Below are 24,240 nucleotides of genomic sequence, written 5' to 3' on the forward strand. Positions count from 1 at the left end.
GACGCCGTGGAGGAGTTCGATGCAAAGTCAACCGCCCACAGGGGGCAATCCGTGGGTCGCTGTGCGCCCGGGAGACGACGTCGCGATGCTGGCGCGCAGGGTGTCGTCGGCGCATCAGTTGTTCGTCGAGCGTCACGCACCCGCCGGTCGTGCCCCGGACGGTGACGGGAATTCCGTCCGTTCCGTCATCCTCGACTCGTGGATGCGCAGCACCAGCAAGGGAGTGAACCCGGACGGGTCGGCCCGCGCCGTCGATCTGGCGTCCGCGGATCTCGCCACGTACCGGGCGTCCCACCCGATGTCGATCATCCGCCCGGTGGTCCGCAAGCTTCTCGTCGAGGACGCCGCCGACACCGGGCTGCTCGTGGCCATCACGGACGAGAAGGGTCAGCTGCTGTGGGTGGAGGGCGATTCGTCCGCCAAGGACCGCGCACTGGAGATGAACTTCGTCGAGGGCGCCGACTGGAGTGAGGACACCGTCGGCACCAATGCCCCGGGTACCGCGCTGGCCCTCGACCATTGCGTGCAGATCTTCGGTGCCGAGCATTTCAGCCGCTCGGTGCACGACTGGAGTTGTTCGGCGGCGCCCGTCCACGACCCCGCGACCGGACTGATCGTCGGGGCCATCGACATCACCGGTGGTCCGCGGGTGGCGGTGCCCGAGGTGCTCTCGCTGATCAGGGCGACCGTCGCGGCCGCCGAGGCGGAGCTGCGACTGCACCAGCTGCGTTCACCGCACCCGCTCGTCGAGACGGTACTGCGGTTGGAGGTGCTGGGATCGGGTCGGCCGACACTGGTCCGTGGGCCCGAACGCATCCCGCTGTCGCAGCGGCACGCGGAGATCCTCCTGCTCCTGGCGGAGCACCCCGAAGGCCTGAGTTCCGACCGCCTCGCGGTCCTGCTCGACGAGAACGAACTCGACGCCGTCACCATTCGTGCCGAGATGTCGCGCCTGCGTAAGGTTTTCGGTCCGGCAAACCTCGGTTCGCGGCCCTATCGGCTGCTCGCCGAATTGACCTCGGACCTCCGGCAGGTCCGCGGAGCCCTGGACCGTGGCGAGCTCACCGCCGCCCTCGACGTCTACTCAGGCCCGGTCCTTCCCGGGTCGGAGGCGCCCGGGGTCGAGGATCTTCGCGACGAGTTGCGGGCACGCGTCCAGGCGGCGCTGCTGCGGGAAGGTGATCAACGGTTGCTCGCCAAATGGACCACGTCCGTCCACGGCCGTGAGGACGTCGCCGCATGGGAGGCGTATCTGGCGGGCCTCGACCCGCGTTCACCCCTGTATTCCCAGGTCAAGTCCAGGATCGATCTGTTCGATCAGCAGTACGCAACGTAGTTGCAACGGTACGGTCCCTAGTGTTGTGAGTCACACCCAGTTCCACCCGAGTTTCACGACACCAGGGAGTTATCGATGACCGTGTATGCCCGCCCGGGTTCGCCGGACGCCGTCATGTCCTTCCAATCGCGTTACGACAACTGGATCGGCGGCCAGTGGGTTGCGCCCGTCAAGGGCCAGTACTTCGAGAATCCGACACCCGTCACCGGACAGCCGTTCTGCGAGGTCGCGCGTTCGACGTCCGAGGACATTGAACTTGCGCTCGACGCCGCACACGCTGCGGCTCCGGCCTGGGGCAAGACATCGGTGGCGGAGCGCGCCATCATCCTGAACAAGATCGCGGACCGCATCGAGGAGAACCTCGAGTCCATCGCGCTCGCCGAGTCCTGGGACAACGGCAAGCCGATCCGCGAGACCCTGAACGCCGACATTCCGCTGGCCGTCGACCACTTCCGCTACTTCGCCGGTGCGATCCGGGCGCAGGAAGGCGCACTGTCGGAGATCGACTCCGACACCGTCGCCTACCACTTCCACGAGCCGCTCGGCGTCGTCGGCCAGATCATCCCCTGGAACTTCCCGATCCTCATGGCCGTGTGGAAGCTCGCTCCCGCACTCGCCGCGGGCAACGCAGTCGTTCTCAAGCCCGCCGAGCAGACCCCGGCGTCGATCCTGCACCTGATCTCCGTCATCGGCGACCTGCTGCCCGCCGGTGTGGTGAACATCGTCAACGGCTTCGGTGTGGAGGCGGGCAAGCCGCTCGCCTCGAGCCCGCGGATCCGGAAGATCGCGTTCACCGGCGAGACCACCACGGGCCGGCTCATCATGCAGTACGCGTCGCAGAACCTGATCCCGGTCACCCTCGAACTCGGTGGCAAGAGCCCCAACATCTTCTTCTCCGACGTGCTGTCCTCCAACGACGACTACCAGGACAAGGCGCTCGAGGGCTTCACGATGTTCGCCCTCAACCAGGGCGAGGTGTGCACCTGCCCGTCGCGTTCGCTGATCCAGGAGGACATCTTCGACGAGTTCCTCGCGATGGCGGCCATCCGCACCAAGGCCGTCCGCCAGGGCGACCCGCTCGACACCGACACGATGATCGGTGCGCAGGCCTCGAACGATCAGCTCGAGAAGATCCTGTCGTACATCGAGATCGGCAAGGGCGAAGGCGCCAAGGTCGTCACCGGCGGTGAGCGTGCCGAACTCGGCGGCGACCTGTCCGGCGGCTACTACGTGCAGCCGACGATCTTCACCGGTCAGAACAAGATGCGGATCTTCCAGGAGGAGATTTTCGGTCCCGTCGTGTCCGTCACGTCGTTCAAGGACTACGACCAGGCCATCGAGATCGCCAACGACACGCTGTACGGCCTCGGCGCCGGCGTGTGGTCGCGGGACGGTGGCGTCGCCTACCGGGCCGGACGTGACATCCAGGCAGGCCGCGTGTGGACCAACACGTACCACCAGTACCCCGCGCATGCGGCGTTCGGTGGCTACAAGCAGTCCGGCATCGGCCGCGAGAACCACCTGATGATGCTCGAGCACTACCAGCAGACGAAGAACCTGCTGGTCAGCTACGCCCAGAAGGCTCAGGGCTTCTTCTGATGGACGCAGCCCGGGCGCCTGCGCGCCTGAAGGCAACCGCCGGGGCGGTGGAGCTTCTCCGCCGCCTCGGCGGTACCCACGGGGCGCTGATGATGCATCAGTCCGGCGGGTGCTGCGACGGCTCCGCGCCGATGTGTTACCCCGACGGTGAATTCATCGTCGGCGACCGCGACGTGCTGCTCGGCGTCCTCGACCTGCGTCTCGGTGTCGGGGAGATCCCGTCCACCCGGGCCGAGGGTGCCGATGCCGTGCCCGTGTGGATCTCCGGTTCGCAGTTCGAGGCGTGGAAGCACACTCAGCTGGTGCTCGACGTGGTGCCCGGCCGCGGATCGGGATTCAGCCTGGAAAGTCCCGAAGGCATGCGCTTTCTCAGTCGTGCACGGGCCTTCACCCCGGAGGAGAACACCAGCCTCGCCGCGGAGGAGGTCATCGTGGGCCAGCGGTGGGAGCAGGGCTGGAGGCCCGCCCCGTCCCTCGAACCACAAGTGGTCGCCGAAGCCGTCGACGCATGTCCCGTGCCCGCCCGCCGCCCGGTCCCATAGCACCCGAAGCGCGCTACGACCCAGGTTTTTACGTCGCGGTCACGTTCTGCTGACACGACGTGTACACAACTCGTTCACCATTGGCCTCGGCCGTTCGATTCCGCTCCCCGAGCGGTGCGGACGAGGCACCATTCGGATCGACGTAGGGGACGGAATGTCACTCGTAGAACCATCCAAGAATTCCGGAACCGGTCAACATCACGATGCTGCCGATTTCCACTCGGAAGACAGCAGCTACCTGGAAAAACGCACGCTCCGTAAGGGTTCGGCGGGCTGGGTGCTGCTCGCCGGCCTCGGTGTCAGCTACGTGATCTCCGGCGACTACGCCGGATGGAACAACGGACTGGCCGAGGGTGGATTCGGCGGCCTGCTGATCGCCGGTGTCGTCATCGCGGGCATGTACCTGGCCATGGTGCTGGGCATGGCCGAGATGTCGTCCGCCCTGCCCGCCGCCGGCGGCGGTTACACGTTCGCGCGGCGCGCACTCGGGCCGTGGGGCGGATTCGCCACCGGCACGGCCATTCTCATCGAATACGCGATCGCGCCCGCCGCCATCGCCACCTTCATCGGCAGCTACGTCGAGTCACTGAACCTGTTCGGTATCACCGACGGGTGGTGGGTGTACCTGGCGGTCTACGCCATCTTCATCGGAATCCATCTGACCGGCGCCGGCGAGGCACTCAAGGCCATGTTCGTCATCACGGCGATCGCACTGGTCGGTCTCGTGATCTTCGCGGTCTCCGCGATCGGTCTGTTCGACGCGGGCAACCTCACCGACATCGCCGCGACCGATGCGGTGGGCGCGTCGAGTTTCCTGCCGTTCGGCGCATTCGGAATCTGGGCGGCCGTCCCATTCGCCATCTGGTTCTTCCTCGCCGTCGAAGGCGTGCCGCTGGCCGCGGAGGAAGCCCGCGAGCCGGAGAAGAACGTGCCGCGCGGCATCATCATCAGCATGCTCATCCTCATCGTCACGGGGGCAACTGTCCTGTTCTTCGCTACCGGAGCGCTGGGTGCCGAGAGCCTGTCCACGTCCGGCAATCCGCTGGTCGAGGCGCTCGGTGACGGAACCGCGGCCAAGGTCGTCAACTACATCGGACTGGCCGGCCTCGTCGCCAGCTTCTTCTCGATCATGTACGCCTACTCGCGGCAGACGTTCGCGCTGTCCCGCGCCGGCTACCTGCCGACGAGTCTGTCGATCACCAACTCACGGAAGGCGCCCACTCTCGCCCTCATCGTGCCGGGTGTCATCGGGTTCGTGCTGTCGCTCACCGGTGAAGGCGCGATGCTGCTGAACATGGCGGTGTTCGGCGCGGCCGTCAGCTACGTGCTGATGATGGTCAGCCACATCGTCCTCCGCAGGCGTGAGCCGGAGATGAAGCGGCCGTACCGCACCCCGGGCGGCATCGTCACCACGTCGTTCGCGCTCGTCATCGCCGCCGCCGCGGTGATCGCCACCTTCCTCGTCGATCCGGTCGCCGCACTCTGGACGCTGATCGCATTCGCGGCCTTCATGGCGTACTTCGGCCTATACAGCCGCCATCACCTCGTTGCCAATTCGCCCGACGAGGAGTTTGCTGTTCTTGCGAAGGCAGAGGAAGAATTGGAATGACCACCTACAGTCACGGAGTCGCGGGAACCGGGTACACGTTCGACGGTCTCGTCGACCTCATGGCCAAGGCGACTCCGCTCCGCAGCGGAGACGAACTGGCCGGGTGCGCGGCGTCCTCCGACGCCGAACGCGCCGCCGCGCAGTGGGCGCTGGCCGACGTCCCGCTCGGCACGTTCCTGAACGAACTCGTCGTTCCCTACGAGGACGACGAGGTCACGAGGCTCATCATCGACTCGCACGACCGGGTCGCGTTCGGCGAGATCTCCCATCTCACCGTCGGCGGCCTGCGCGACTGGCTGCTGGACGTCGCGGCGCGAGACGGTGCGGCCGAGACGTTCCGTCGCGTCGCCCCGGGGCTGACACCGGAGATGGTCGCGGCGGTCAGCAAGATCATGCGCAACCAGGACCTCATCGCGGTCGCGCGGGCCGTCACCGTCACCGCGGGGTTCCGGACGACGCTCGGCGTACCGGGACACCTGGCAACCCGGCTGCAGCCCAACCATCCCACCGACGACCCGCGTGGAATCGCGGCCGCCACGCTCGACGGCCTGCTGCTCGGCTGCGGTGACGCCGTGATCGGAATCAACCCGGCCACCGATTCGCCGCACGCCACCGCGGAACTGCTCCACCTGCTCGACGACATCCGTCAGCGCTTCGACATTCCGGCGCAGTCGTGCGTGCTGTCGCACGTGACCACCACGATGGGCCTGATCGAGGAAGGCGTTCCCGTCGACCTCGTGTTCCAGTCCATCGCCGGAACACAGGGCGCCAATTCCAGTTTCGGTGTGGACATTTCGCTGCTCCGTGAGGCCAACGCGGCCGGCCGGTCCCTGAAACGCGGCACCGTCGGCGACAACGTCATGTATCTCGAAACCGGTCAGGGCTCGGCGCTCAGTGCGGGCGCCCACCTCGGCACGGGTGGCAGGCCCGTCGACCAGCAGACCCTCGAGACCAGGGCGTACGCGGTGGCCCGTGATCTCGAACCACTGCTGATCAACACGGTGGTCGGGTTCATCGGTCCGGAGTACCTGTACGACGGCAAGCAGATCATAAGGGCCGGGCTCGAGGATCACTTCTGCGGAAAGCTCCTAGGCCTGCCGATGGGTGTCGACGTCTGCTACACCAATCACGCCGAGGCCGACCAGGACGACATGGACACGCTGCTCACCCTGCTCGGGGTGGCAGGCGCGGCCTTCGTCATCGCGGTACCCGGCGCGGACGACGTCATGCTCGGGTACCAGAGTCTGTCGTTCCACGACGCGCTGTACGCACGTCAGGTGCTCGGACTCAGGCCGGCACCGGAATTCGAGGATTGGATGCGCCGTCTCGGCATGGTCGACGACGCGGGACGGGTCCTGCCGGTCGACGCTGCGGCGTCGCCGCTGCGGGCGCTGACGGTGGCAAGATGAGCGATCCTGTGGTGCAAGACTTCTGGGCGGAACTGCGGGCCACGACGCAGGCGCGTATCGGTCTCGGCCGCACCGGTGACGCCCTGCCCACGCAGCGCGTCCTCGAGTTCCGGTCGGCGCACGCCGCCGCACGTGACGCCGTCCACCAGCCGCTCGACGCGGAGGCGCTGGCCGAGCAGGTCGAGGCCGTGGGCCTGGGCAGGCCCGTGGTCGTCACGAGTCAGGCATCGGACCGCAGCGAATACCTGCGCCGGCCCGACCTGGGCCGCACGCCGGCCGACCTGTCCGCGGTTCCCGTGGGAACGGCCGAGGTGGGATTCGTCCTCGCCGACGGGTTGTCGCCCCGGGCGCTCACCGATCACGGGGTGTCCCTGCTGTCCGCTCTGGTCGACGAGTTCGGCGGGACGTACTCGCTGGCGCCGCCGGTGATCGCGACCCAGGCCCGGGTGGCGCTCGGAGACCACATCGCGCAGGCGCTGGGCGTGCAGACGCTCGTCCTGCTGATCGGGGAGCGGCCCGGATTGTCGGTGGCCGACAGTGTCGGTGTCTACCTCACGCACCTCGCGCGTCCCGGACGCACCGACGCGGACCGGAACTGCGTGTCCAACATCCACCCACCCGAAGGACTCGGCTACGAACTCGCGGCCCGCGTCGTGGCGGGTCTCGTGTCCGGCGCCAGGAAACTGGGCCGGTCCGGAGTGGAGTTGAAGGACACGTCCCGTGCCGATGCGCTCGCAGCCCCCTCGGAGATCCTCGAACTGTAGTCGTGTTATCTAAAGGGCGGCAGGTCCGGCCGGACCTGCGGAGAACCGCCCTGGACGGGGTGTGACGAGGAGAGATCTATGGCCTTCGCTGGCAATGTGGACGAGTTGGCCCTGCTGCAGGCGGTCCGGTTGAAAGAGCAGGTCAGCGCGGCTGTTCTGGCCGAGCATCTCGGCGTGAGCGCCGCGTCCGCGCAGGCCGCCTACGACGCGCTGCTGACCCAGGGCAAGGCGCAGGAAGTCTCGGACGGCCGGATCGGGCTCACCGAGGCCGGGCTGTCGGAGCTCGAGGATCAGCTCGACGCCGAGCGGGTGTCCATCGACGAGGACTCCATCGCGGAGGTGTACGAGAGCTTCGTGCCGTTCCATGAGGAGTTCGTCGGACTGATCGATTCGGCCGACGCCGATCAGCTGGCCGACCTGGACCGCCGGGCGTCGGTCGTGTTCGACGACCTGTCGGCGTTCGTGCCCCGGTTGTCCCGCTACCAGGACCTGTTCGCCGACGCCCTCGCGAAAGTCGCTGCGGGGGAGACGAAGTGGATCTCGGAACCCGTGATCGACTCGTACGCCACCGTGTGGACCGAACTCCGCAAGGAGCTGCTCGGCGCGTCCGGCACCGCCGAGTGACGTGACACGCGTCACCACCCCCCCTATTCGGGGGTGGTGACGCAGTGAGCCGGATCACTACTTTTCCTCTCATCCGGGATGCGCCCATCAGGGTGTTCCCCACGGACCACGGAGGAATCGAGTGACCACAGTCTCCAACTCGGGTGCGGGCGCCCCCCACGCCCCCACACCGGTGCGCCAGGGCGGTACCAGCGTCCGCAAGGTGGCCATCGCCAGCGGCATCGGCACGACCATCGAGTTCTACGACTTCTTCATCTACGGCACCGCCGCAGCCCTGGTGTTCCCCACGGTGTTCTTTCCCGCCCTCGGCTCCACCGCCGGCACCGTCGCCTCCTTCGCGACCTTCGCCGTCGCGTTCGTCGCCAGGCCCGTGGGTGCGATGCTGTTCGGCCACTACGGTGACCGGATCGGACGTAAGAAGACGCTGATCTCCACGCTCATCCTGATGGGTGTCTCGACGTTCCTGATCGGCCTGCTGCCCGGTGCCGCGACGATCGGGGTCGCGGCACCGATCCTGCTGGTGCTGCTGCGTTTCGGTCAGGGATTCGCCGTCGGCGGCGAGTGGGCGGGCGCCACACTGCTGACGGCGGAGTACGCACCCCCGGGCAAGCGCGGCCTCTACGCGATGTTCCCGCAACTCGGCCCCGCGGTGGCCTTCATCCTCTCCAGCGCCACGTTCCTCGTCACCGGCACCCTGCTCGGCGACACCAACGAGGTCTTCCTCGAGTACGGGTGGCGGATTCCCTTCCTGTTCAGCGCCGTCCTGGTCGGCATCGGCCTCTACATGCGGCTGGCGATCGAGGAGACACCGGTGTTCCGCGCGGCCCAGCTGGCCGACCGTGCCGACGCGACCCCGCGGAGCCTCCCGCTGATGGACGCCTGGCGGTACCAGACCAAGGAGATCCTCCTCTCGGCCGGCGCGCTCGCCACACTGTTCGCGTTCTTCTACATGGGCACAGCGTTTCTCACCAGCTACGGCACCAAGACCCTCGGGTTCAGCCGCCCGTTCGTGCTGACGGTCGGGATCGCCTCGGCCGTGGTCTTCGGATTCACGATCGTCGTCTCCGCTCTGTACTCGGACCGGATCGGGCGTCGACGGGTCATCATGATCTCCTGCGGACTGGCCGTCGTGTGGGCGCTCGCACTGTTCCCGCTGCTCGACACCGGTTCACCCGTCGCGTTCACGATCGGCGTGATGGTCACGCTCGCCATCTTCGGAATCGCGTACGGCCCCTGCGGCGCCCTGCTTCCGGAAATGTTCCAGACGCGCTACCGCTACACCGGCGCCGGACTCGGCTACAACCTCGCCGGCGTGCTCGGCGGCGCCGTGCCGCCGCTGATCGCCGCACCGCTGGCGTCCGCGTACGGCAGCGCCGCGATCGGCGTGATGCTCGCCATCCTCGGCGTGGTGAGCCTGCTGTGCACGAAGGCCCTGGTGGAAACGAAAGACGACGCGCTCTGACAGGGCCGGCGAGGGGTGTCCGGACTTCGCACAGATACCGGCGCCCCTCGCCGTGCAGTATGCCCTGGATCACATCAACCAAGAGTAAGTTCGACCGCGGAAGGGCCTTCGGGTCTGCCCGTCCCGTAGGTGCCCGAACGGGCTCCTGGAGAGGAAGAGTGATGACAACCCCGCTTCCCAGCTACACCAACGGCGTGTGGGACGCCCCGATGCTCGGCGACACCATCGGAGACAACTTCGACCGGACCGTGGCGGCCCACGGTGATCGTGACGCCCTGGTCGACCGGCCCTCGGGGCGGCGGTGGACGTACGCGGAGCTGAGGCGGGACGTCGACGCCGTGGCGGCGGGGTTGCTGAAGCGGGGTATCGGGAAGGGCGACCGGGTGGGGATCTGGGCGCCGAACTGCCCGGAGTGGACGCTGATCCAGTTCGCGACGGCCAAGATCGGCGCCGTGCTCGTCAACATCAACCCCGCCTACCGGGCGCACGAGTTGAAGTATGTGCTCGATCAGGCCGGTATCCGTCTGCTGGTGTCGGCGCCCGAGTTCAAGTCCTCCGACTACGCGGCCATGATCGAGGAGGTCCGGCCCCAGTGCCCCGACCTCGAGATGGTGGTGCTCCTCGGCAGTGCCGAGTGGAGCCGGCTGGCGTCGGACGGCATGGCTGCGCACGCCGCCGACCCGTCCCTGCTGCCTGCCGCGCAGGCGGCCCTGTCCTCGGACGACCCGATCAATATCCAATACACCTCGGGGACAACCGGATTCCCCAAGGGTGCGACGCTCAGCCACCACAACATCCTGAACAACGGGTACTTCGTCGGCGAGTTGTGCCACTACACGGAGAACGACCGCGTCTGCATCCCGGTGCCGTTCTACCACTGCTTCGGCATGGTGATGGGCAACCTGGCCTGCACGAGTCACGGCGCGACCATGGTCATCCCCGGGCCGTCCTTCGACCCGAAAGCCACGCTGCAGGCCGTCGAAGCGGAGAAGTGCACGTCGCTGTACGGGGTGCCGACGATGTTCATCGCCGAACTCGCCGAACCGGACTTCGCGTCGTTCGACCTGTCGAGCCTGCGGACCGGAATCATGGCCGGATCACCCTGCCCGGTGGAGGTGATGAAGCAGGTCATCGAACAGATGGGGATGGCCGAGGTCTCCATCTGTTACGGCATGACCGAGACGTCGCCGGTGTCGTTGCAGACCCGGTCGGACGACACGATCGATCAGCGCGTGTCGACGGTCGGCCGGGTCGGCCCGCATCTCGAGGTCAAGATCGTCGATCCGGCAACGGGGTTGACCGTTCCGCGGGGCACGCCGGGCGAGCTCTGCACCCGGGGTTACTCGGTCATGCTCGGGTACTGGAACAACCCGGAGAAGACCGCCGAAGCGATCGACGCCGGACGATGGATGCACACCGGCGACATCGGTGTGATGGATTCCGACGGCTACGTCGCGATCACCGGGCGGATCAAGGACATGGTCATCCGCGGCGGCGAGAACGTCTATCCCCGCGAGATCGAGGAGTTCCTGTACACGCATCCGGACATCCTCGACGCCCAGGTCATCGGGGTGCCGGACGCGAAGTACGGCGAGGAACTGATGGTGTGGGTGCGGATGAAGGACGGTACCGAACCCCTGGACGCGGCGAAGGTGCGCGAATTCTGCACCGGAAAGCTCGCCCACTACAAGATCCCGAAATACGTGCACGTCGTCGACGAGTTCCCGATGACGGTGACGGGCAAGGTGCGCAAGGTCGAGATGCGCGAGCAGTCCCTCGACCTGATCGGGCGCACCTGACCCGCCTCGTCACCTGGTCCGCAGCAACGTCGCGACGGCGTCGAACAGCGTGTTCCAGTTCGGGCGTCGACACGGGGCGGCGCTTCACCCCAGCGTCCTGGCGATCGCGTCGAGCCCGGCGGCCGCACACGCCTGATCCCGCATTCCGTCGGGAGCGCCGCCGACGCCGATTCCCGCGATCGACCCGCCGGCCGACTTCACGCTCACCCCGCCGGCGAGGAACAACGTGCCGGGAAGGTCGGCGACCGTCGCGCCGTCGCCCTTGGCCCGCTCGCTCAGATCGCTGGTGTTCGCGCCGAACGCGGCAGCGGTGTACGCCTTCTGACGCGCCGCCTCCACGGTGTGCTGAGCGGCATTGTCCCCGCGCAACATCGCCTGCACGTTGCCGGCGCGATCGACCACCGAGACGGTGACGAACCCGAGCCCGTCGGCCTGGCACTTCGCGAGCGCCGCCTGCGCTGCGGCCTGCGCAGTGCCGATACCGAGACGGTTCTGGCTCACCACCCCGTCCGCACCGTCGATCGGGGCCGGCGCGGCGGCGGTCGCGACCGGAGTGGACGTCGGACTGGTCTCGTCGGACGCGGACGTGCCGCACGCCGAGGTGGCGACGATCGCGGCGAGCGGGACGGTGATCGCCAGAATGCGGGGCAGGCGGTGGAAGGTGCGCATCGGAAGGCCTTTCGGGAAGTGACGAGCTGACGTGACCAGCCTGGCCCGGCGGTGCCGGTGACCGCATCGGGCCGACGGCGCTCCCGAACTCATCCGTCCGGCCCTCGGCAGATCATCCGAACGGTGGATCCGCGACCCACGGCACATCCGTAGGATCGGTCGACGTGACGACACCCGTGGACGGAGTGGACAGGCCGGACGGCGCGGGTCTGCGCGGCCCGCTCGCTACCGCCATCCATGTGTCGTTCTACGTCCTCCTCGCGACGTCGACGGCGCGGTACCTCACGTACCACGGCGTGAGCGGACGGTTCGTCGTGGTGGTCGCGTTGATCGCCGCGCTTGCCGCGTCGTACACGGTCACCGCCGTGGTCGCACGGCGGGGAGGCGTGTGGGAACCGTGGGTATGGCCGGTCCTGACGACGTGGGCGGTGCTCGTCTGGCTCGCGCCGAGTTTCGCCTGGTGTGCATTTCCCATGTTCTTCCTGTGCACGCGGGCGTACCCGAGCCGGATCGCGTACCCGGTCGTCGGGGTTCTCGCCGTCCTCACCTCGGTGGCGTTCTTCACCTTCTCCGGCCGCACCGAGTGGGCCGTGCTGGTGGGACCGCTGTGCACCGGGGCGCTGATCGTCATGGCGTACAGCCAGATCGAGCGGGACGGCCGGGAACGGGTGCGACTGCTCCGCCAGGTGGCGGAGACCCGGTCCCGGCTCGCGGAGACCGAGCGGGAGGCGGGGGTGCTCGCCGAACGTGAACGACTCGCCCGCGAGATCCACGACACCGTGACGCAGGGGCTGACCAGCAGCCTGCTCCGCCTCGAGGCTGCCGAGCAGATCTGGGCGCAGGCAGATCCGCGGACGGAGGAACGGGCACGTGAGGACGTCCGCGTGGCGACCGGAACGTTGCGCGAGAACCTGGCGGAAACCCGCAGTCTCGTGCACCATCTCGCGGCGCCCAAACTGGAATCCCAGCCACTCGACGCGGCACTGCTCGCCGCCGCGCGCACGCACCACCCGCGGGCGGAGCTCCGGATCGTGGGCACTCCGATCGCGATTCCGGCGGAGGTGACGCACGCTCTGCTGCGGATCACCCAGAGCGCGGTGTCCAACATCGCCCGGCACGCCCACGCCGAGACCGTGGGCGTCACGTTGACATACCTTCCGGAGGCCGTCGCCCTCGACATCTTCGACGACGGCACCGGTTTCGACCCCGCGCCCACCGGATCTCCCTCGGCGCGCGGCGGATACGGTTTGCGCGCGATGCGCAGCCGCGTCGAGCAACTGGGCGGCACGTTCACCGTCGAGAGCGCGCCGGGCGAGGGCACCGTGGTGGCCGCCCAGATACCGTGTGCGAGAGGAACCGCGGCATGACGCCAGTGACCGTGCTGTTGGTCGACGATCACGTGGTCGTTCGTGCCGGGCTGCGAGCGCTTCTCGACTCGCAGCCGGACATCGAGGTGATCGCCGAGGCGGGCACGGGGGAGGAGGCGGTCGACGCCGTGAGCACCTGCCGGCCGCAACTCGTGACGATGGACCTCGCCCTGGGCGCCGGTATCGACGGGGTCGAGGCCATTCGCCGCATCCGGCAGGTCGATCGGGCCCTGCCGGTGCTGGTGTTCACGACCTACGACACGGATGCCGACGTGGTGCGCGCCATCGACGCCGGTGCCATCGGATACCTCCTGAAGGATTCGACACCCCAGGAGATCTTCGCCGCCGTGCGCGGCGCGGCCGCAGGTCAGAGTGTGCTGTCGCCGCCCGTCGCATCGCGACTCCTGCAGCAGATGCAGCGCCCCGAGGAAGCTCTCACACCGCGGGAGGCCGAACTGCTGACCCTGCTGGCCAAGGGCATGACCAACAAGGAACTCGGAAAAGCCCTCTTCATCAGCGAGGCGACGGTCAAGACCCATCTCGCCCACATCTACGCGAAACTCGGTGTCGACACCCGCGCCGCGGCGGTGTCCGTTGCCCTGCGACGGCAGGGCATTCGCTGAACCGAGGGGGTTCACAGCGGTCCGCCGCGTGAACCTTTTGGCAACGATTTGCCGAAGCCCTGTCGAACGGGTGTCCAGGTGGCTATGTTCGAAATGAGCGGTGACCTTCCGCTCGCACCATGAATTGCGTGTTGAGAGGACAAGGGCCATGGTCATGGACATCATCGGCACCATCATCTTCGGTGCGGTCATCGGCGTTCTGGCGCGTCTCGTGATTCCGGGGAAGCAGGCGATGGGGTGGGTCATCACCGTCGTGCTCGGCATCATCGGTGCGCTGATCGGGTACTGGGTGTGGGAGGGGCTCCTCGACAAGGGGGACACCGGCGGAATCGACTGGATCCGATGGATCATCAGCATCGCCGTAGCGGCCGTGCTGACCCTCGGATACACCTCGATGACGAGCAAGAACAGGGTGTAGGCGCGCCACATCGCACCGTCACGAGAAGGGCCCCGTCCGGTCAGGGCGGGGCCTTTCTGCGGCTTCGCCGCCCGTGCGTACTTGTCAACCGGCGGACGTTAACGAGTACTCACGGGCGCAGGCAGAGAAGCGTCATGTCGCGCAGTACTTTCCGGGTGCGCGAGGGGGTCGTGGGATCGGCGCTGTGCGGGGTCGAGTTGATGAGCCCGAACGTGGCGTGTGCCTTGGTGCGGGCATCCGTCTCGTCCAGTGACGTGTCCACCTGCAGCAGCACCTTCACCCAGATCTCCACGTAGCGCCGCTGCGTCTGCCGGACCTCCCGGCGGGCCTCGGCGGGCAGGCTCTCCAGGTCCCGGTCCTGGATGCGAATGAGGTCGGGTTCGCCGAGCGCGAAGTCCAGATGGAAGTCGATCAGACCCTCCAGGGCCGCTTCCGGGGAGGCGGCCTCCGCCACGACGAGCGACCCGCCCTCGAGCAGGCGCGTGCTGATCCCGACGAGCAGTTCGACGAGGACGGCGTCCTTGTTGGGGAAGTGCCGGTACACGGCGGGGCCGCTGATTCCCGCCGCGGAACCGAGGTCCTCGAGGCGGACACCGAGGAAGCCCCGTTCGGCGATGAGGCGGGCGGCGGCGTCGAGCAGTTGGCGGCGACGATCCGCCTTCATCTGTTCCCGGCGCGTGATCGGCGCTTCGGTGCCGTCGACGTCTGTGGTCATCGCCTTAGCTCTTTCTCGGATGTGGTCTGGACAACTCAGTTAATCACAGTTATCTTAGATTCAGTTATCGAGTATTAACTCACTCGGCACGGGCGTCAAGACGAGAAGGCGGCAGGATGGCACTGAGCGGAACCACTGCACGGGAGGGCTACCGGGCAGAGCACACGAAATTGGTGGACGAGCTGAAGTCGAGGCTGGCCGTGGCCGCGCTCGGCGGCAGCGAGAAGTCGCGCGAGCGGCACGTCAGCCGAGGCAAGCTCCTGCCCCGCGAGCGAGTGGACACCCTGCTCGACCCCGGAAGCCCGTTCCTCGAGATCTCCCCGCTCGCCGCGAACGGCCTGTACGACGACGAATGCCCCGGAGCGGGCGTCATCGCCGGCATCGGCCGGGTGTCCGGGCGGGAATGCGTGATCGTCGCCAACGACGCGACCGTCAAGGGCGGCACCTACTACCCGATGACGGTGAAGAAGCACCTGCGGGCGCAGGAGATCGCGCTGCAGAACCAGCTGCCGTGCATCTACCTCGTCGACTCCGGCGGCGCGTTCCTGCCCAGGCAGGACGAGGTGTTTCCGGACCGCGAGCATTTCGGCCGCATCTTCTACAACCAGGCCACGATGAGCGCGCAGGGCATCCCGCAGATCGCGGCGGTCCTCGGCTCGTGCACCGCGGGCGGCGCCTACGTGCCCGCGATGAGCGACGAGGCCGTCATCGTCCGCAACCAGGGCACCATCTTCCTCGGCGGTCCGCCGCTGGTGAAGGCCGCCACCGGTGAGGTCGTGACAGCGGAGGAGCTCGGCGGCGGCGACCTGCACTCGAAGGTCTCCGGCGTCACCGACCACCTCGCGGAAGACGACCAGGACGCGCTGCGGATCGTGCGGAACATCGTCGCGACCCTCGGCCCGCGCGCCGAGCGTCCGTGGGACGTGATCAGCGCCGTCCCCGCGTCGGCATCGCAGACCGACCTCTACGACGTGGTCCCCACCGACCCGCGCACCCCGTACGACGTCCACGAGGTCATCGACCGCATCGTGGACGGCAGCGAATTCCAGGAGTTCAAGTCGGAGTACGGCAAGACCCTGGTCACCGGTTTCGCGCACATCGAGGGCCACCCGGTCGGCATCGTCGCCAACAACGGCGTGCTGTTCGCCGAGTCCGCGATGAAGGGCGCGCATTTCATCGAGCTGTGCGACAAGCGCAAGATTCCACTTCTGTTCCTGCAGAACATCGCAGGCTTCATGGTCGGTCGCGACTACGAGGCGGGCGGCATCGCCAAGCACGGCGCCAAGATGGTGACCGCGGTGGCGTGCGCCCGGGTTCCCAAGCTGACCGTCGTGATCGGCGGCTCCTACGGGGCGGGCAACTACTCGATGTGCGGGCGGGCCTACTCGCCGCGGTTCCTGTGGATGTGGCCGAACGCCCGGATCTCCGTGATGGGCGGCGAGCAGGCGGCGTCGGTGCTCTCGACGGTGCGCAGCGAGCAACTCGACAGTGCGGGCAACCCGTGGTCGGCCGAGGACGAAGAGGCGTTCAAGGCGCCGATCCGTGAGCAGTACGAGGCGCAGGGCAATCCGTACTACTCGACGGCCAGGCTGTGGGACGACGGCATCATCGACCCCGCCGACACCAGAACTGTTCTCGGACTGGCGCTCTCGGTGTGTGCGAACGCACCGATCGAACCGGTCTCCTACGGCGTTTTCCGGATGTGAGTGGAATGACTGAAATGACTCGGATAGATACCGTCCTGGTAGCCAACCGCGGCGAGATCGCGGTGCGCGTGATCCGCACGTTGCGGGCCATGGGAATCCGTTCCGTCGCCGTGTTCAGCGAGGCGGACCGGGACGCGCGGCACGTCCGTGAGGCCGACACCGCGGTGCTGCTCGGTCCGGCCGCGGCCCGGGAGAGTTACCTCGTCATCGAGAAGGTGATCGCGGCGGCCCGCGCCACCGGTGCGCAGGCCATCCATCCCGGTTACGGGTTCCTGTCGGAGAACTCCAAGTTCGCCGGGGCCTGCGCGGACGCGGGAATCGCGTTCCTCGGCCCGTCCGCTCACGCCATCGAGGTGATGGGCGACAAGATCACCGCCAAGAACGCGGTGGCGAAGTTCGACGTGCCCGTCGTCCCCGGCATCGCCCGTCCCGGCCTGTCCGACGACGAACTGATCGCGGCCGCAGGCGACATCGGATACCCCGTCCTCGTCAAGCCGTCGGCAGGTGGCGGCGGCAAGGGCATGCGACTGGTGGAGGAGCCGGGCGCACTCGCCGAGGCACTACGCAGCGCGCGGCGGGAGGCGGCGTCGGCGTTCGGCGACGACACCCTCTTCCTCGAACGATTCGTGCTGCGGCCCCGGCACATCGAGGTGCAGATCCTCGCGGACGGGCACGGGAACGTCGTCCATCTCGGTGAGCGCGAATGCAGTCTGCAGCGTCGCCACCAGAAGGTCATCGAGGAGGCGCCGTCGCCGCTGCTGGACGAGGCGACGCGCGCCCGGATCGGCGAGGCCGCCTGCAATACGGCGCGCAGCGTCGACTACTCCGGAGCGGGAACGGTCGAGTTCATCGTCTCCGCCGACAAGCCCGACGAGTTCTTCTTCATGGAGATGAACACCCGACTGCAGGTCGAGCACCCGGTCACCGAACTCGTCACGGGCCTGGACCTCGTCGAGTGGCAGGTGCGAGTGGCCGCCGGTGAGCCGCTCGGCTTCACCCAGGACGACATCACCCTCACCGGTCATGCCATCGAAGCCCGCGTCTACGCCGAGGATCCGAGTCGCGGATTCCTCCCCACCGGCGGACTCGTGGCCGACGTCGTCGAACCCGCCGGCCCCGGTGTCCGGGTCGACTCCGGGCTGCAGCCCGGCACGGTGGTCGGCAGCGATTACGACCCGATGCTGGCGAAGGTCATCGCCCACGCCGACGACCGCGCCGGTGCGCTACGCAAGCTGGACCGGGCGCTGGCCGGCACCGGTGTGCTGGGAGTGGTCACCAACATCGAGTTCGCGCGCTTCCTGCTCGCCGATCCCGACGTGGTGGCCGGCAACCTCGACACCGGTCTGCTCGACCGACGGCTCGCGGACTTCGTCGCCGCGGAGGCCACCGACGCCGCCCTGATCGCCGCCGCGGCCTTCCGCTGGTTGCAGCGCTGGCCCGAGCGGGCACAGGCCGATCCGTGGGACGTTCCCAGCGGCTGGCGGGTCGGCGTTCCCGCGCCCACCAGCATCCGGTTGTCGTCTGCCACCCGCACCGACCACGTGCGCATCACGGGCAGTCCGTCCGAGGCCACCGCGCAGGTCGAGGACGGCGACACCCTCTCCCTGACGGCGGCGCTCGACGGGGCCACGCTCTCCGTGGTGATCGACGGCAGGCGCGAAACCTACCGGGTCGCCCAGACCGACGGGCACATCTGGCTCGCCGGTTCCGACGGCACGACGATGCTGCGTGAGGTTCGCGAACTCAGTGTCCGCACCGGCGACGTCCACGCCGGCGAGGCCGAGATCACCAGCCCCATGCCCGGATCCGTCATCGCCGTCGGCGCCGAAGCGGGCGCCCACGTCACCGCAGGCCAGACACTCGTCGTGGTCGAGGCGATGAAGATGGAGCACTCGCTCACCGCCCCCGTCGACGGCGTCGTCGACATCCTCGTCGCACCCGGTGACCAGGTGATGGTCGACCAGCTGCTCGCACGAGTCACCCCGCACACCGACACCACCGACACGAAAGAAGACGCGTCATGACCGAATTCCTTGCCACCGGCCAGCTTCCCGACGAGTACCAGCAGTTGGCGAAGACCGTCGCCGATTTCGCCAAGAACGTGGTGGCACCGGTCGCGGCGGAACACGACGCCAACCACACGTTCCCCTACGAGGTGGTGGCGGGAATGGCCGACATGGGCCTGTTCGGCCTGCCGTTCCCCGAGGAGTACGGCGGAATGGGCGGCGACTACTTCGCACTCTGCCTGGCACTCGAAGAACTGGGCAAGGTCGACCAGAGTGTCGCGATCACCCTGGAAGCCGGCGTGTCGCTGGGCGCGATGCCGATCTACCGGTTCGGCAACGAGGAGCAGAAGCAGGAGTGGCTGCCGCAGCTGACGAGCGGCAAGAGCCTGGCCGCGTTCGGGCTCACCGAGCCGGGTGCCGGAAGCGACGCCGGCGGGACGAAGACCACCGCGAAGTTCGACAGCGGCGAGTGGATCATCAACGGCAACAAGCAGTTCATCACCAACTCCGGCACCGACATCACCAAGCTCGTCACCGTCACCGCGGTGACCGGAACGAAGGAAGGCAAAAAGGAGATCTCCACCATCCTCGTGCCGACGTCGACGCCGGGCTTCACCGCCGAGCCGGCGTACAACAAGGTCGGCTGGAACGCCTCCGACACCCACCCGCTCACGTTCTCGGACGTGCGCGTTCCCGAGGAGAATCTGCTCGGCGAGCGTGGCCGCGGGTACGCGAACTTCCTGCGGATCCTCGACGAGGGCCGCATCGCCATCGCCGCGCTGAGCGTCGGCGCCGCCCAGGGATGCGTCGACGAGTCGGTCAAGTACGCCAAGGAACGCGAGGCGTTCGGACGGCCCATCGGCCACAACCAGGCCATCGCCTTCAAGATCGCCCGCATGGAGGCGCGCGCCCACACCGCGCGCACCGCGTACTACGACGCCGCTGCCCGGATGTTGTCCGGCAAGCCGTTCAAGAAGCAGGCCGCCATCGCCAAGCTCGTCGCCTCCGAGGCCGCGATGGACAACGCCCGGGACGCCACCCAGATCCACGGCGGCTACGGATTCATGAACGAGTACACCGTGGCCCGGCACTACCGTGACAGCAAGATCCTGGAGATCGGCGAGGGCACCACCGAGGTGCAGCTGATGCTGATCGCGCGGGAGGCCGGCCTGTGACCGCGACGACCGAACCGAAGCGAATCGTTCAGCGGGGCCTGTGGTTCGAGGAGTTCGAGCTGGGAGCGGTGTACGAGCACCGTCCCGGCCGGACCGTCACGGAGGCCGACAACGTCCTCTTCACGACGCAGACGATGAACACCCAGGCACTGCACCTGGACGCCGCGTACAGCGAGAACACCCAGTTCGGTGAGCGCCTCGTCAACTCGATGTTCACCCTCTCGACCGTGGTCGGATTGTCGGTGGCACAACTGACGCAGGGGACGATCGTCGCGAATCTGGGGTTCTCGGAGATCAGTTTCCCGAAACCGCTGTTCCACGGCGACACGCTCTACGCGGAGACGAAGATCGTGGACAAGCGCGAGTCGAAGAGCAGGCCCGGCGAGGGCATCGTCACGCTCGAGCACACCGGCCGCAACCAGAACGGCGACGTGGTGGCGATCGCGGTCCGCAAGACCCTCGTCCAGAAGAAGCCGTCATGAGCTGGGAACTGCCCGGGCCCGCCTGGTTGTTCTGCCCGGCCGACCGGCCCGAACGGTATGCGAAAGCGGCTGCGGCAGCCGACGTCGTGATCCTCGACCTCGAGGACGGGGTGGCGCCCGCGGACAAGGAAGCGGCGCGGGTCGCCCTGATCGACACCCCGTTGGATCCGGATCGCACGGTGGTGCGAGTCAATCCGGTCGGAACCGAGGATCACGAGCGAGACCTTCTGGCACTCGACGGCACCCGCTACACGAGGCTGATGCTGGCGAAGTGCGAGTCCGCCGACCAGGTGCTGTCGTTGGCGCCGCGTGAGGTGATCGCCCTCGTCGAGTCGCCTCTCGGTGCGCTCGCGGTGAGCGAGATCGCGCTGGCGGCGAGCACGATCGGCGTGATGTGGGGCGCCGAAGATCTCGTGGCGGCGATGGGCGGCAACTCCAGTCGCCGCGAGGGCGGCAGCTATCGTGACGTCGCCAATCACGTGCGGTCGTCGACACTGCTGGCGGCCAAGGCGTATCACCGGCTCGCCCTGGATTCCGTATATCTCGACATCAAAGACCTCGACGGGTTGCGCGCGGAGGCGGTCGACGCCGTCGCCGTCGGATTCGACATCAAGGTCGGCATCCATCCCAGCCAGATCGCGGTGATCCGGGAGGCGTACGCGCCGTCCGACAAGGACGTCGACTGGGCGACGCGGGTTCTCGCCGCCGTCGCCGACGAACGGGGAGTCTTCGCGTTCGAGGGAAAGATGGTGGACGCGCCGGTCCTGCGTCACGCCGAGGCGATCCTGCGCCGCTCCCAGGTCGGTTCGAAGGGGAAGAGCACGTCCGAGTCCCCGCAGTAGGCGGCGAAAGAGCGCGGAACGGTCGCGCTCTCGGGGAAGATGGTGCCCATGACTGCCGATCCGCAATGGGTGCCCACCGAATCCGACGTGTGCGACGCGGTCGTCACCGATTTCGCCCGTTTCGTCGCACGGCGTCACAGCGTCCGAGTCGACGACTACCGGGCGCTGTGGCGCTGGTCGGTCGCCGACCCGGCGGCGTTCTGGCAGGACGTGTGGGACTACTTCGATATCCGGTCCGCCACCGACCCCGGACCGGCCCTCGCGGACGACGCGATGCCGGGGGCCGTCTGGTTCCCCGGGGCGACCCTCAACTACGTCGACCACGTCTTCCGGAACGCCCGCCCCGGCACACCGGCGATCCTGTACGCGGGTGAGGGCGCCACCGACATCTCCGTCGGGTGGGACGAGTTGCGGTCCGCGGTGGCGGGCCTCGCCGCGACTCTCCGCGAGCACGGAGTCGGGGTCGGTGACCGGGTCGTCGGTTACCTCCCGAACATTCCCGAGGCCGTCGTCGCGTTCCTCGCCACGGCGTCGCTCGGTGCCGTGTGGGCCGCGTGCGGACAGGACTACTCCGCGCCGGCCGCGCTCGATCGACTGGGTCAACTGGAACCGAAAGCGCTGATCACCGCGGACGGCTACCGGTTCGGGGGCAAGGAACACGATCGACTCGCCGCGTCGGCCGACCTGCGCGGCGGATTGCCGTCGCTGGCCCTCACAGTGGTCGTGCCGCGTCTCGATCCGGACGCCGCCGTCGACGGCACCCTCACCTGGGCGGAGGCCACCGGCCGGGACGCCGCACTCGAGTCCGTCGCCGTCCCGTTCGACCACCCGCTGTGGGTGGTGTTCTCCTCGGGGACCACGGGCCTGCCGAAGGGCATCGTGCACGGTCACGGCGGCGTTCTCCTCGAGCACGTGAAGTCGCTCGCGCTCCAACTCGACATCGGCCGCGACGACACCCTCTTCTGGTACACCAGTCCCAGTTGGATGATGTGGAACTTCCAGACGGCGGGCCTGCTGGTGGGGGCCACCATCGTCTGCTACGACGGAAGTCCGTCCTATCCGACGCCGGATGCGTTGTGGTCCTTGGTGTCACGGCTGGGTGTGACCGTGGTCGGCACCAGTCCCGGCTATGTTCTCGCGTGCGACAAGGCGGGTGTGGTCCCCGTGCGCGAGCACGATCTGAGCGCACTCCGGGCGGTGGGGGTGACCGGGTCCACGCTGCCGGCGGCGTCGTCACTGTGGTTGTCCGAGAACGTCGGTCGCCGCGTTCCCGTCGTGTCGATCACCGGTGGGACCGACGTGGTGTCGGCGTTCGTCGGGGGAGCGCGGAACGTCCCGGTCTGGCCGGGGGAGCTGTCCGCCCCGTGCCTGGGTGTCGCCGTCGACGCGTTCGACGAGTCTGGGCAACCGGTGCGAGGTGAGGTCGGTGAACTGGTCGTGACGGCGCCGATGCCGTCCATGCCGGTGTCGTTCTGGAACGATCCGGACGGAAAGCGGTACCGCGAAGCATATTTCGATGTGTTTCCGGGAGTGTGGCGGCACGGCGACTGGATCACGATCACCGATCGCGGGACCGTCCTGATGCACGGAAGGTCCGATTCCACCTTGAATCGCAACGGGATTCGGATGGGTAGCGCCGACATCTACCAGGTGGTGGAGAAGCTCCCCGAGGTCGCCGAGGCGCTTGTCGTCGGTGTCGATCTGGCGGACGGCGGATACTGGATGCCGCTGTTCGTGGTCCTGTCGGAGGGGGCGGAACTCGACGACGCGCTGAGGCAGCGTATCCGCGCAGCGATTCGTGAGCAGGCCTCTCCGCGGCATGTGCCCGACGACATCATCGAGGCGCCCGGCATCCCGCACACCCGGACCGGCAAGAAACTCGAGGTGCCCCTCAAGCGCATTTTTCAGGGTGCGGATGCTGGGCGCACGGTGGACCGCAGCGCCGTGGACGACCCCGATCTGCTCGACTGGTTCGCGAGCCACGGACGGTGAGCGGCGAGTCGGTCGATGTCAGTATCGTTGGGCGACAACGGTTAGGTTAGACTTACTTTAGTTACTCGTTGGTAGAAGCGTTCTTCCTGATGTCGGCGCGTCCCTGAATGTGAGAAATCTCCCGTCTGCCCGCGATCGGTCGCGCGGCGGCGATCGCGACTAATCGGACATCGACAGTGCCGAGCGTCGGGAGGGTGTTCCAGATGCTGGGATACAACCGGGGTGTCGCCGGTTCACATCCCTTCGCCGGGGACGCGTGTCTGCGCCCTCGTGGCAGGTCAGCGGGCGATCTGCCGGCACCCGAGCGCTCACGTGAACGTCCAAGTTTTCGTTCGATGCGACTACGCGACGAACCTGCTCGGTTATTCCCGGTATGCAACTTCGGGTGCTCTGCGTTTTGAGACCTGCGCGGGGCTTTGGTAGACACGGTGGTTGGCAAAACTGCGGTCACGGGGGGCAGTGAGTGTTCAACGCCGCGGCCGGTCATCAGATCGGCTGCACCGTGCACGGATAACAGTCGGGAGGCGGAACATGAAACTGGATACGACAGTTGTACACCTAGTGAAATTCCGACTCTCGGTACGGTATCCGTGTTCTGGTTGTACACAGTGCCCGGAATGCGGTCCGGCCTGTTGAATATGTGCGCGTCGAAGATCGAATCTAGGCCTGGTTCTGGAAGTATCGAGGGTTGGGTACGTCACACCGGCGCCGGTAACGGCAGTGGATCCGACACCGATGTAATTCCCGGCGCTACCGCAGAACCGTACGAACCGAGATTGTCACCACCGAGCGAGAGGAGGCCGAAGCAATGATCGCGACGATGTTTCGCTCCTCCACCAGCGCCGTAGACTCGGCTCTCGACTCGGAGGATGACGAGCACCGATTGGGTGGCCGCTTGTTGGATCGATGAGAGAACGGAGCCACGTATGAACCCGCTCACCGCAAGTAGTTCGGGATGTAAGGGCCTTGGAGTGTTCAGCGTCGCAGGCAATCGGGTTTCGGACGATCGTCTGACATCGACTCCGAGTGTGGTGGAACTCTTCGATCAGCGCAGGGCGTCCCATGCCCGGCACGTCCCCGCTCCGCGAGATGCTTCGAACC

At 67.5% G+C, this 24,240-nt stretch carries 20 protein-coding genes; 18 read left to right on the forward strand and 2 right to left on the reverse strand.

Features of this window, described 5'->3' with window-relative positions; all coding sequences use genetic code 11:
- Positions 1–19 precede the first annotated feature (19 nt).
- From ACLIVD_RS12360 to ACLIVD_RS12400, 9 genes are all read left to right on the forward strand, one after another.
- Entirely contained in the window at positions 20–1,336 is a 1,317-nt protein-coding gene (locus tag ACLIVD_RS12360; protein ID WP_491932540.1) for a transcriptional regulator, read from the forward strand.
- Between the two features lie 75 nt (positions 1,337–1,411).
- Positions 1,412–2,935 carry an aldehyde dehydrogenase gene (gene adh, locus ACLIVD_RS12365; protein ID WP_009479319.1) on the forward strand — a complete coding sequence of 508 codons (1,524 nt, stop codon included), beginning with the start codon at positions 1,412–1,414 and terminating at the stop codon, positions 2,933–2,935.
- Positions 2,935–3,477 carry a DUF779 domain-containing protein gene (locus tag ACLIVD_RS12370; RefSeq protein ID WP_280783594.1) on the forward strand — a complete coding sequence of 181 codons (543 nt, stop codon included), beginning with the start codon at positions 2,935–2,937 and terminating at the stop codon, positions 3,475–3,477. Before adh ends, ACLIVD_RS12370 begins: the two co-directional genes overlap by 1 nt.
- Before the next feature lie 154 nt (positions 3,478–3,631).
- Positions 3,632–5,086, forward strand: a complete 1,455-nt coding sequence (eat, locus tag ACLIVD_RS12375; protein WP_491932541.1) for an ethanolamine permease — start codon at positions 3,632–3,634, stop codon at positions 5,084–5,086.
- Positions 5,083–6,495, forward strand: coding sequence for an ethanolamine ammonia-lyase subunit EutB (locus ACLIVD_RS12380; protein WP_265147272.1), 1,413 nt, complete (start codon positions 5,083–5,085; stop codon positions 6,493–6,495). The genes eat and ACLIVD_RS12380 overlap by 4 nt, the downstream gene beginning before the upstream one ends.
- Positions 6,492–7,259: an ethanolamine ammonia-lyase subunit EutC gene (eutC, locus tag ACLIVD_RS12385; RefSeq protein ID WP_283332952.1), complete on the forward strand. Its 768-nt coding sequence runs from the start codon at positions 6,492–6,494 to the stop codon at positions 7,257–7,259. Before ACLIVD_RS12380 ends, eutC begins: the two co-directional genes overlap by 4 nt.
- Before the next feature lie 78 nt (positions 7,260–7,337).
- A complete protein-coding gene (locus ACLIVD_RS12390; protein WP_105412686.1) occupies positions 7,338–7,883 on the forward strand; it encodes a hypothetical protein in 546 nt (181 codons plus the stop codon).
- A gap of 121 nt (positions 7,884–8,004) precedes the next feature.
- Positions 8,005–9,345 (forward strand): MFS transporter, encoded by a 1,341-nt coding sequence (locus ACLIVD_RS12395; protein WP_491932542.1) that lies wholly within the window; start codon positions 8,005–8,007, stop codon positions 9,343–9,345.
- 161 nt (positions 9,346–9,506) lie between these two features.
- Positions 9,507–11,144: an AMP-binding protein gene (locus ACLIVD_RS12400; RefSeq protein WP_283332953.1), complete on the forward strand. Its 1,638-nt coding sequence runs from the start codon at positions 9,507–9,509 to the stop codon at positions 11,142–11,144.
- Positions 11,145–11,228: 84 nt separating this feature from the next.
- Here the strand turns inward: ACLIVD_RS12400 and ACLIVD_RS12405 are convergent, their stop codons facing one another.
- The gene (locus ACLIVD_RS12405; RefSeq protein ID WP_491932543.1) at positions 11,229–11,813 is read right to left on the reverse strand and encodes a GlcG/HbpS family heme-binding protein; all 585 of its coding nucleotides are present in this window, start codon (positions 11,811–11,813) and stop codon (positions 11,229–11,231) included.
- A gap of 164 nt (positions 11,814–11,977) precedes the next feature.
- Here ACLIVD_RS12405 and ACLIVD_RS12410 point away from each other — a divergent pair, with 164 nt between their 5' ends.
- The 3 genes from ACLIVD_RS12410 (at position 11,978) to ACLIVD_RS12420 (ending at position 14,221) form a co-directional block, all read left to right on the forward strand.
- The gene (locus tag ACLIVD_RS12410) at positions 11,978–13,180 is read left to right on the forward strand and encodes a sensor histidine kinase (protein WP_491932544.1); all 1,203 of its coding nucleotides are present in this window, start codon (positions 11,978–11,980) and stop codon (positions 13,178–13,180) included.
- Positions 13,177–13,803, forward strand: coding sequence for a response regulator (locus tag ACLIVD_RS12415; RefSeq protein WP_280783601.1), 627 nt, complete (start codon positions 13,177–13,179; stop codon positions 13,801–13,803). The genes ACLIVD_RS12410 and ACLIVD_RS12415 overlap by 4 nt, the downstream gene beginning before the upstream one ends.
- 148 nt (positions 13,804–13,951) lie before the next feature.
- Positions 13,952–14,221: a GlsB/YeaQ/YmgE family stress response membrane protein gene (locus tag ACLIVD_RS12420; RefSeq protein ID WP_105412681.1), complete on the forward strand. Its 270-nt coding sequence runs from the start codon at positions 13,952–13,954 to the stop codon at positions 14,219–14,221.
- 109 nt (positions 14,222–14,330) lie between these two features.
- Here the strand turns inward: ACLIVD_RS12420 and ACLIVD_RS12425 are convergent, their stop codons facing one another.
- Complete coding sequence (locus ACLIVD_RS12425) at positions 14,331–14,936, reverse strand: SACE_7040 family transcriptional regulator (RefSeq protein WP_029539478.1); 606 nt, start codon at positions 14,934–14,936, stop codon at positions 14,331–14,333.
- Between the two features lie 116 nt (positions 14,937–15,052).
- Here ACLIVD_RS12425 and ACLIVD_RS12430 point away from each other — a divergent pair, with 116 nt between their 5' ends.
- Genes ACLIVD_RS12430 through ACLIVD_RS12455 form a run of 6 tightly spaced genes read left to right on the forward strand, consistent with a single transcriptional unit; the run spans position 15,053 to position 23,139 of the window.
- Positions 15,053–16,642 carry a carboxyl transferase domain-containing protein gene (locus ACLIVD_RS12430; protein WP_491932545.1) on the forward strand — a complete coding sequence of 530 codons (1,590 nt, stop codon included), beginning with the start codon at positions 15,053–15,055 and terminating at the stop codon, positions 16,640–16,642.
- Between the two features lie 14 nt (positions 16,643–16,656).
- The gene (locus tag ACLIVD_RS12435) at positions 16,657–18,666 is read left to right on the forward strand and encodes an acetyl/propionyl/methylcrotonyl-CoA carboxylase subunit alpha (protein WP_491932872.1); all 2,010 of its coding nucleotides are present in this window, start codon (positions 16,657–16,659) and stop codon (positions 18,664–18,666) included.
- Positions 18,663–19,823 (forward strand): acyl-CoA dehydrogenase family protein, encoded by a 1,161-nt coding sequence (locus ACLIVD_RS12440; protein WP_105412678.1) that lies wholly within the window; start codon positions 18,663–18,665, stop codon positions 19,821–19,823. Before ACLIVD_RS12435 ends, ACLIVD_RS12440 begins: the two co-directional genes overlap by 4 nt.
- Positions 19,820–20,305 (forward strand): MaoC family dehydratase, encoded by a 486-nt coding sequence (locus ACLIVD_RS12445; protein ID WP_105412677.1) that lies wholly within the window; start codon positions 19,820–19,822, stop codon positions 20,303–20,305. The genes ACLIVD_RS12440 and ACLIVD_RS12445 overlap by 4 nt, the downstream gene beginning before the upstream one ends.
- A complete protein-coding gene (locus tag ACLIVD_RS12450; protein ID WP_283332958.1) occupies positions 20,302–21,147 on the forward strand; it encodes an HpcH/HpaI aldolase/citrate lyase family protein in 846 nt (281 codons plus the stop codon). The genes ACLIVD_RS12445 and ACLIVD_RS12450 overlap by 4 nt, the downstream gene beginning before the upstream one ends.
- Positions 21,148–21,195: 48 nt before the next feature.
- Positions 21,196–23,139: an acetoacetate--CoA ligase gene (locus tag ACLIVD_RS12455; protein ID WP_283332959.1), complete on the forward strand. Its 1,944-nt coding sequence runs from the start codon at positions 21,196–21,198 to the stop codon at positions 23,137–23,139.
- The last annotated feature ends 1,101 nt before the right edge of the window (positions 23,140–24,240 follow it).

It is taken from the genome of Rhodococcus sp. G6(2025), from assembly GCF_058628105.1.

Coding starts and splice junctions, on each gene's coding strand:
- ACLIVD_RS12360 (WP_491932540.1), top strand. CDS start 20: ATGCAAAGTCAACCGCCCACAGGGGGCAATCCGTGGGTCGCTGTGCGC.
- adh (WP_009479319.1), top strand. CDS start 1,412: ATGACCGTGTATGCCCGCCCGGGTTCGCCGGACGCCGTCATGTCCTTC.
- ACLIVD_RS12370 (WP_280783594.1), top strand. CDS start 2,935: ATGGACGCAGCCCGGGCGCCTGCGCGCCTGAAGGCAACCGCCGGGGCG.
- eat (WP_491932541.1), top strand. CDS start 3,632: ATGTCACTCGTAGAACCATCCAAGAATTCCGGAACCGGTCAACATCAC.
- ACLIVD_RS12380 (WP_265147272.1), top strand. CDS start 5,083: ATGACCACCTACAGTCACGGAGTCGCGGGAACCGGGTACACGTTCGAC.
- eutC (WP_283332952.1), top strand. CDS start 6,492: ATGAGCGATCCTGTGGTGCAAGACTTCTGGGCGGAACTGCGGGCCACG.
- ACLIVD_RS12390 (WP_105412686.1), top strand. CDS start 7,338: ATGGCCTTCGCTGGCAATGTGGACGAGTTGGCCCTGCTGCAGGCGGTC.
- ACLIVD_RS12400 (WP_283332953.1), top strand. CDS start 9,507: ATGACAACCCCGCTTCCCAGCTACACCAACGGCGTGTGGGACGCCCCG.
- ACLIVD_RS12405 (WP_491932543.1), bottom strand. CDS start 11,813: ATGCGCACCTTCCACCGCCTGCCCCGCATTCTGGCGATCACCGTCCCG.
- ACLIVD_RS12415 (WP_280783601.1), top strand. CDS start 13,177: ATGACGCCAGTGACCGTGCTGTTGGTCGACGATCACGTGGTCGTTCGT.
- ACLIVD_RS12420 (WP_105412681.1), top strand. CDS start 13,952: ATGGTCATGGACATCATCGGCACCATCATCTTCGGTGCGGTCATCGGC.
- ACLIVD_RS12425 (WP_029539478.1), bottom strand. CDS start 14,936: ATGACCACAGACGTCGACGGCACCGAAGCGCCGATCACGCGCCGGGAA.
- ACLIVD_RS12430 (WP_491932545.1), top strand. CDS start 15,053: ATGGCACTGAGCGGAACCACTGCACGGGAGGGCTACCGGGCAGAGCAC.
- ACLIVD_RS12435 (WP_491932872.1), top strand. CDS start 16,657: ATGACTCGGATAGATACCGTCCTGGTAGCCAACCGCGGCGAGATCGCG.
- ACLIVD_RS12440 (WP_105412678.1), top strand. CDS start 18,663: ATGACCGAATTCCTTGCCACCGGCCAGCTTCCCGACGAGTACCAGCAG.
- ACLIVD_RS12450 (WP_283332958.1), top strand. CDS start 20,302: ATGAGCTGGGAACTGCCCGGGCCCGCCTGGTTGTTCTGCCCGGCCGAC.
- ACLIVD_RS12455 (WP_283332959.1), top strand. CDS start 21,196: ATGACTGCCGATCCGCAATGGGTGCCCACCGAATCCGACGTGTGCGAC.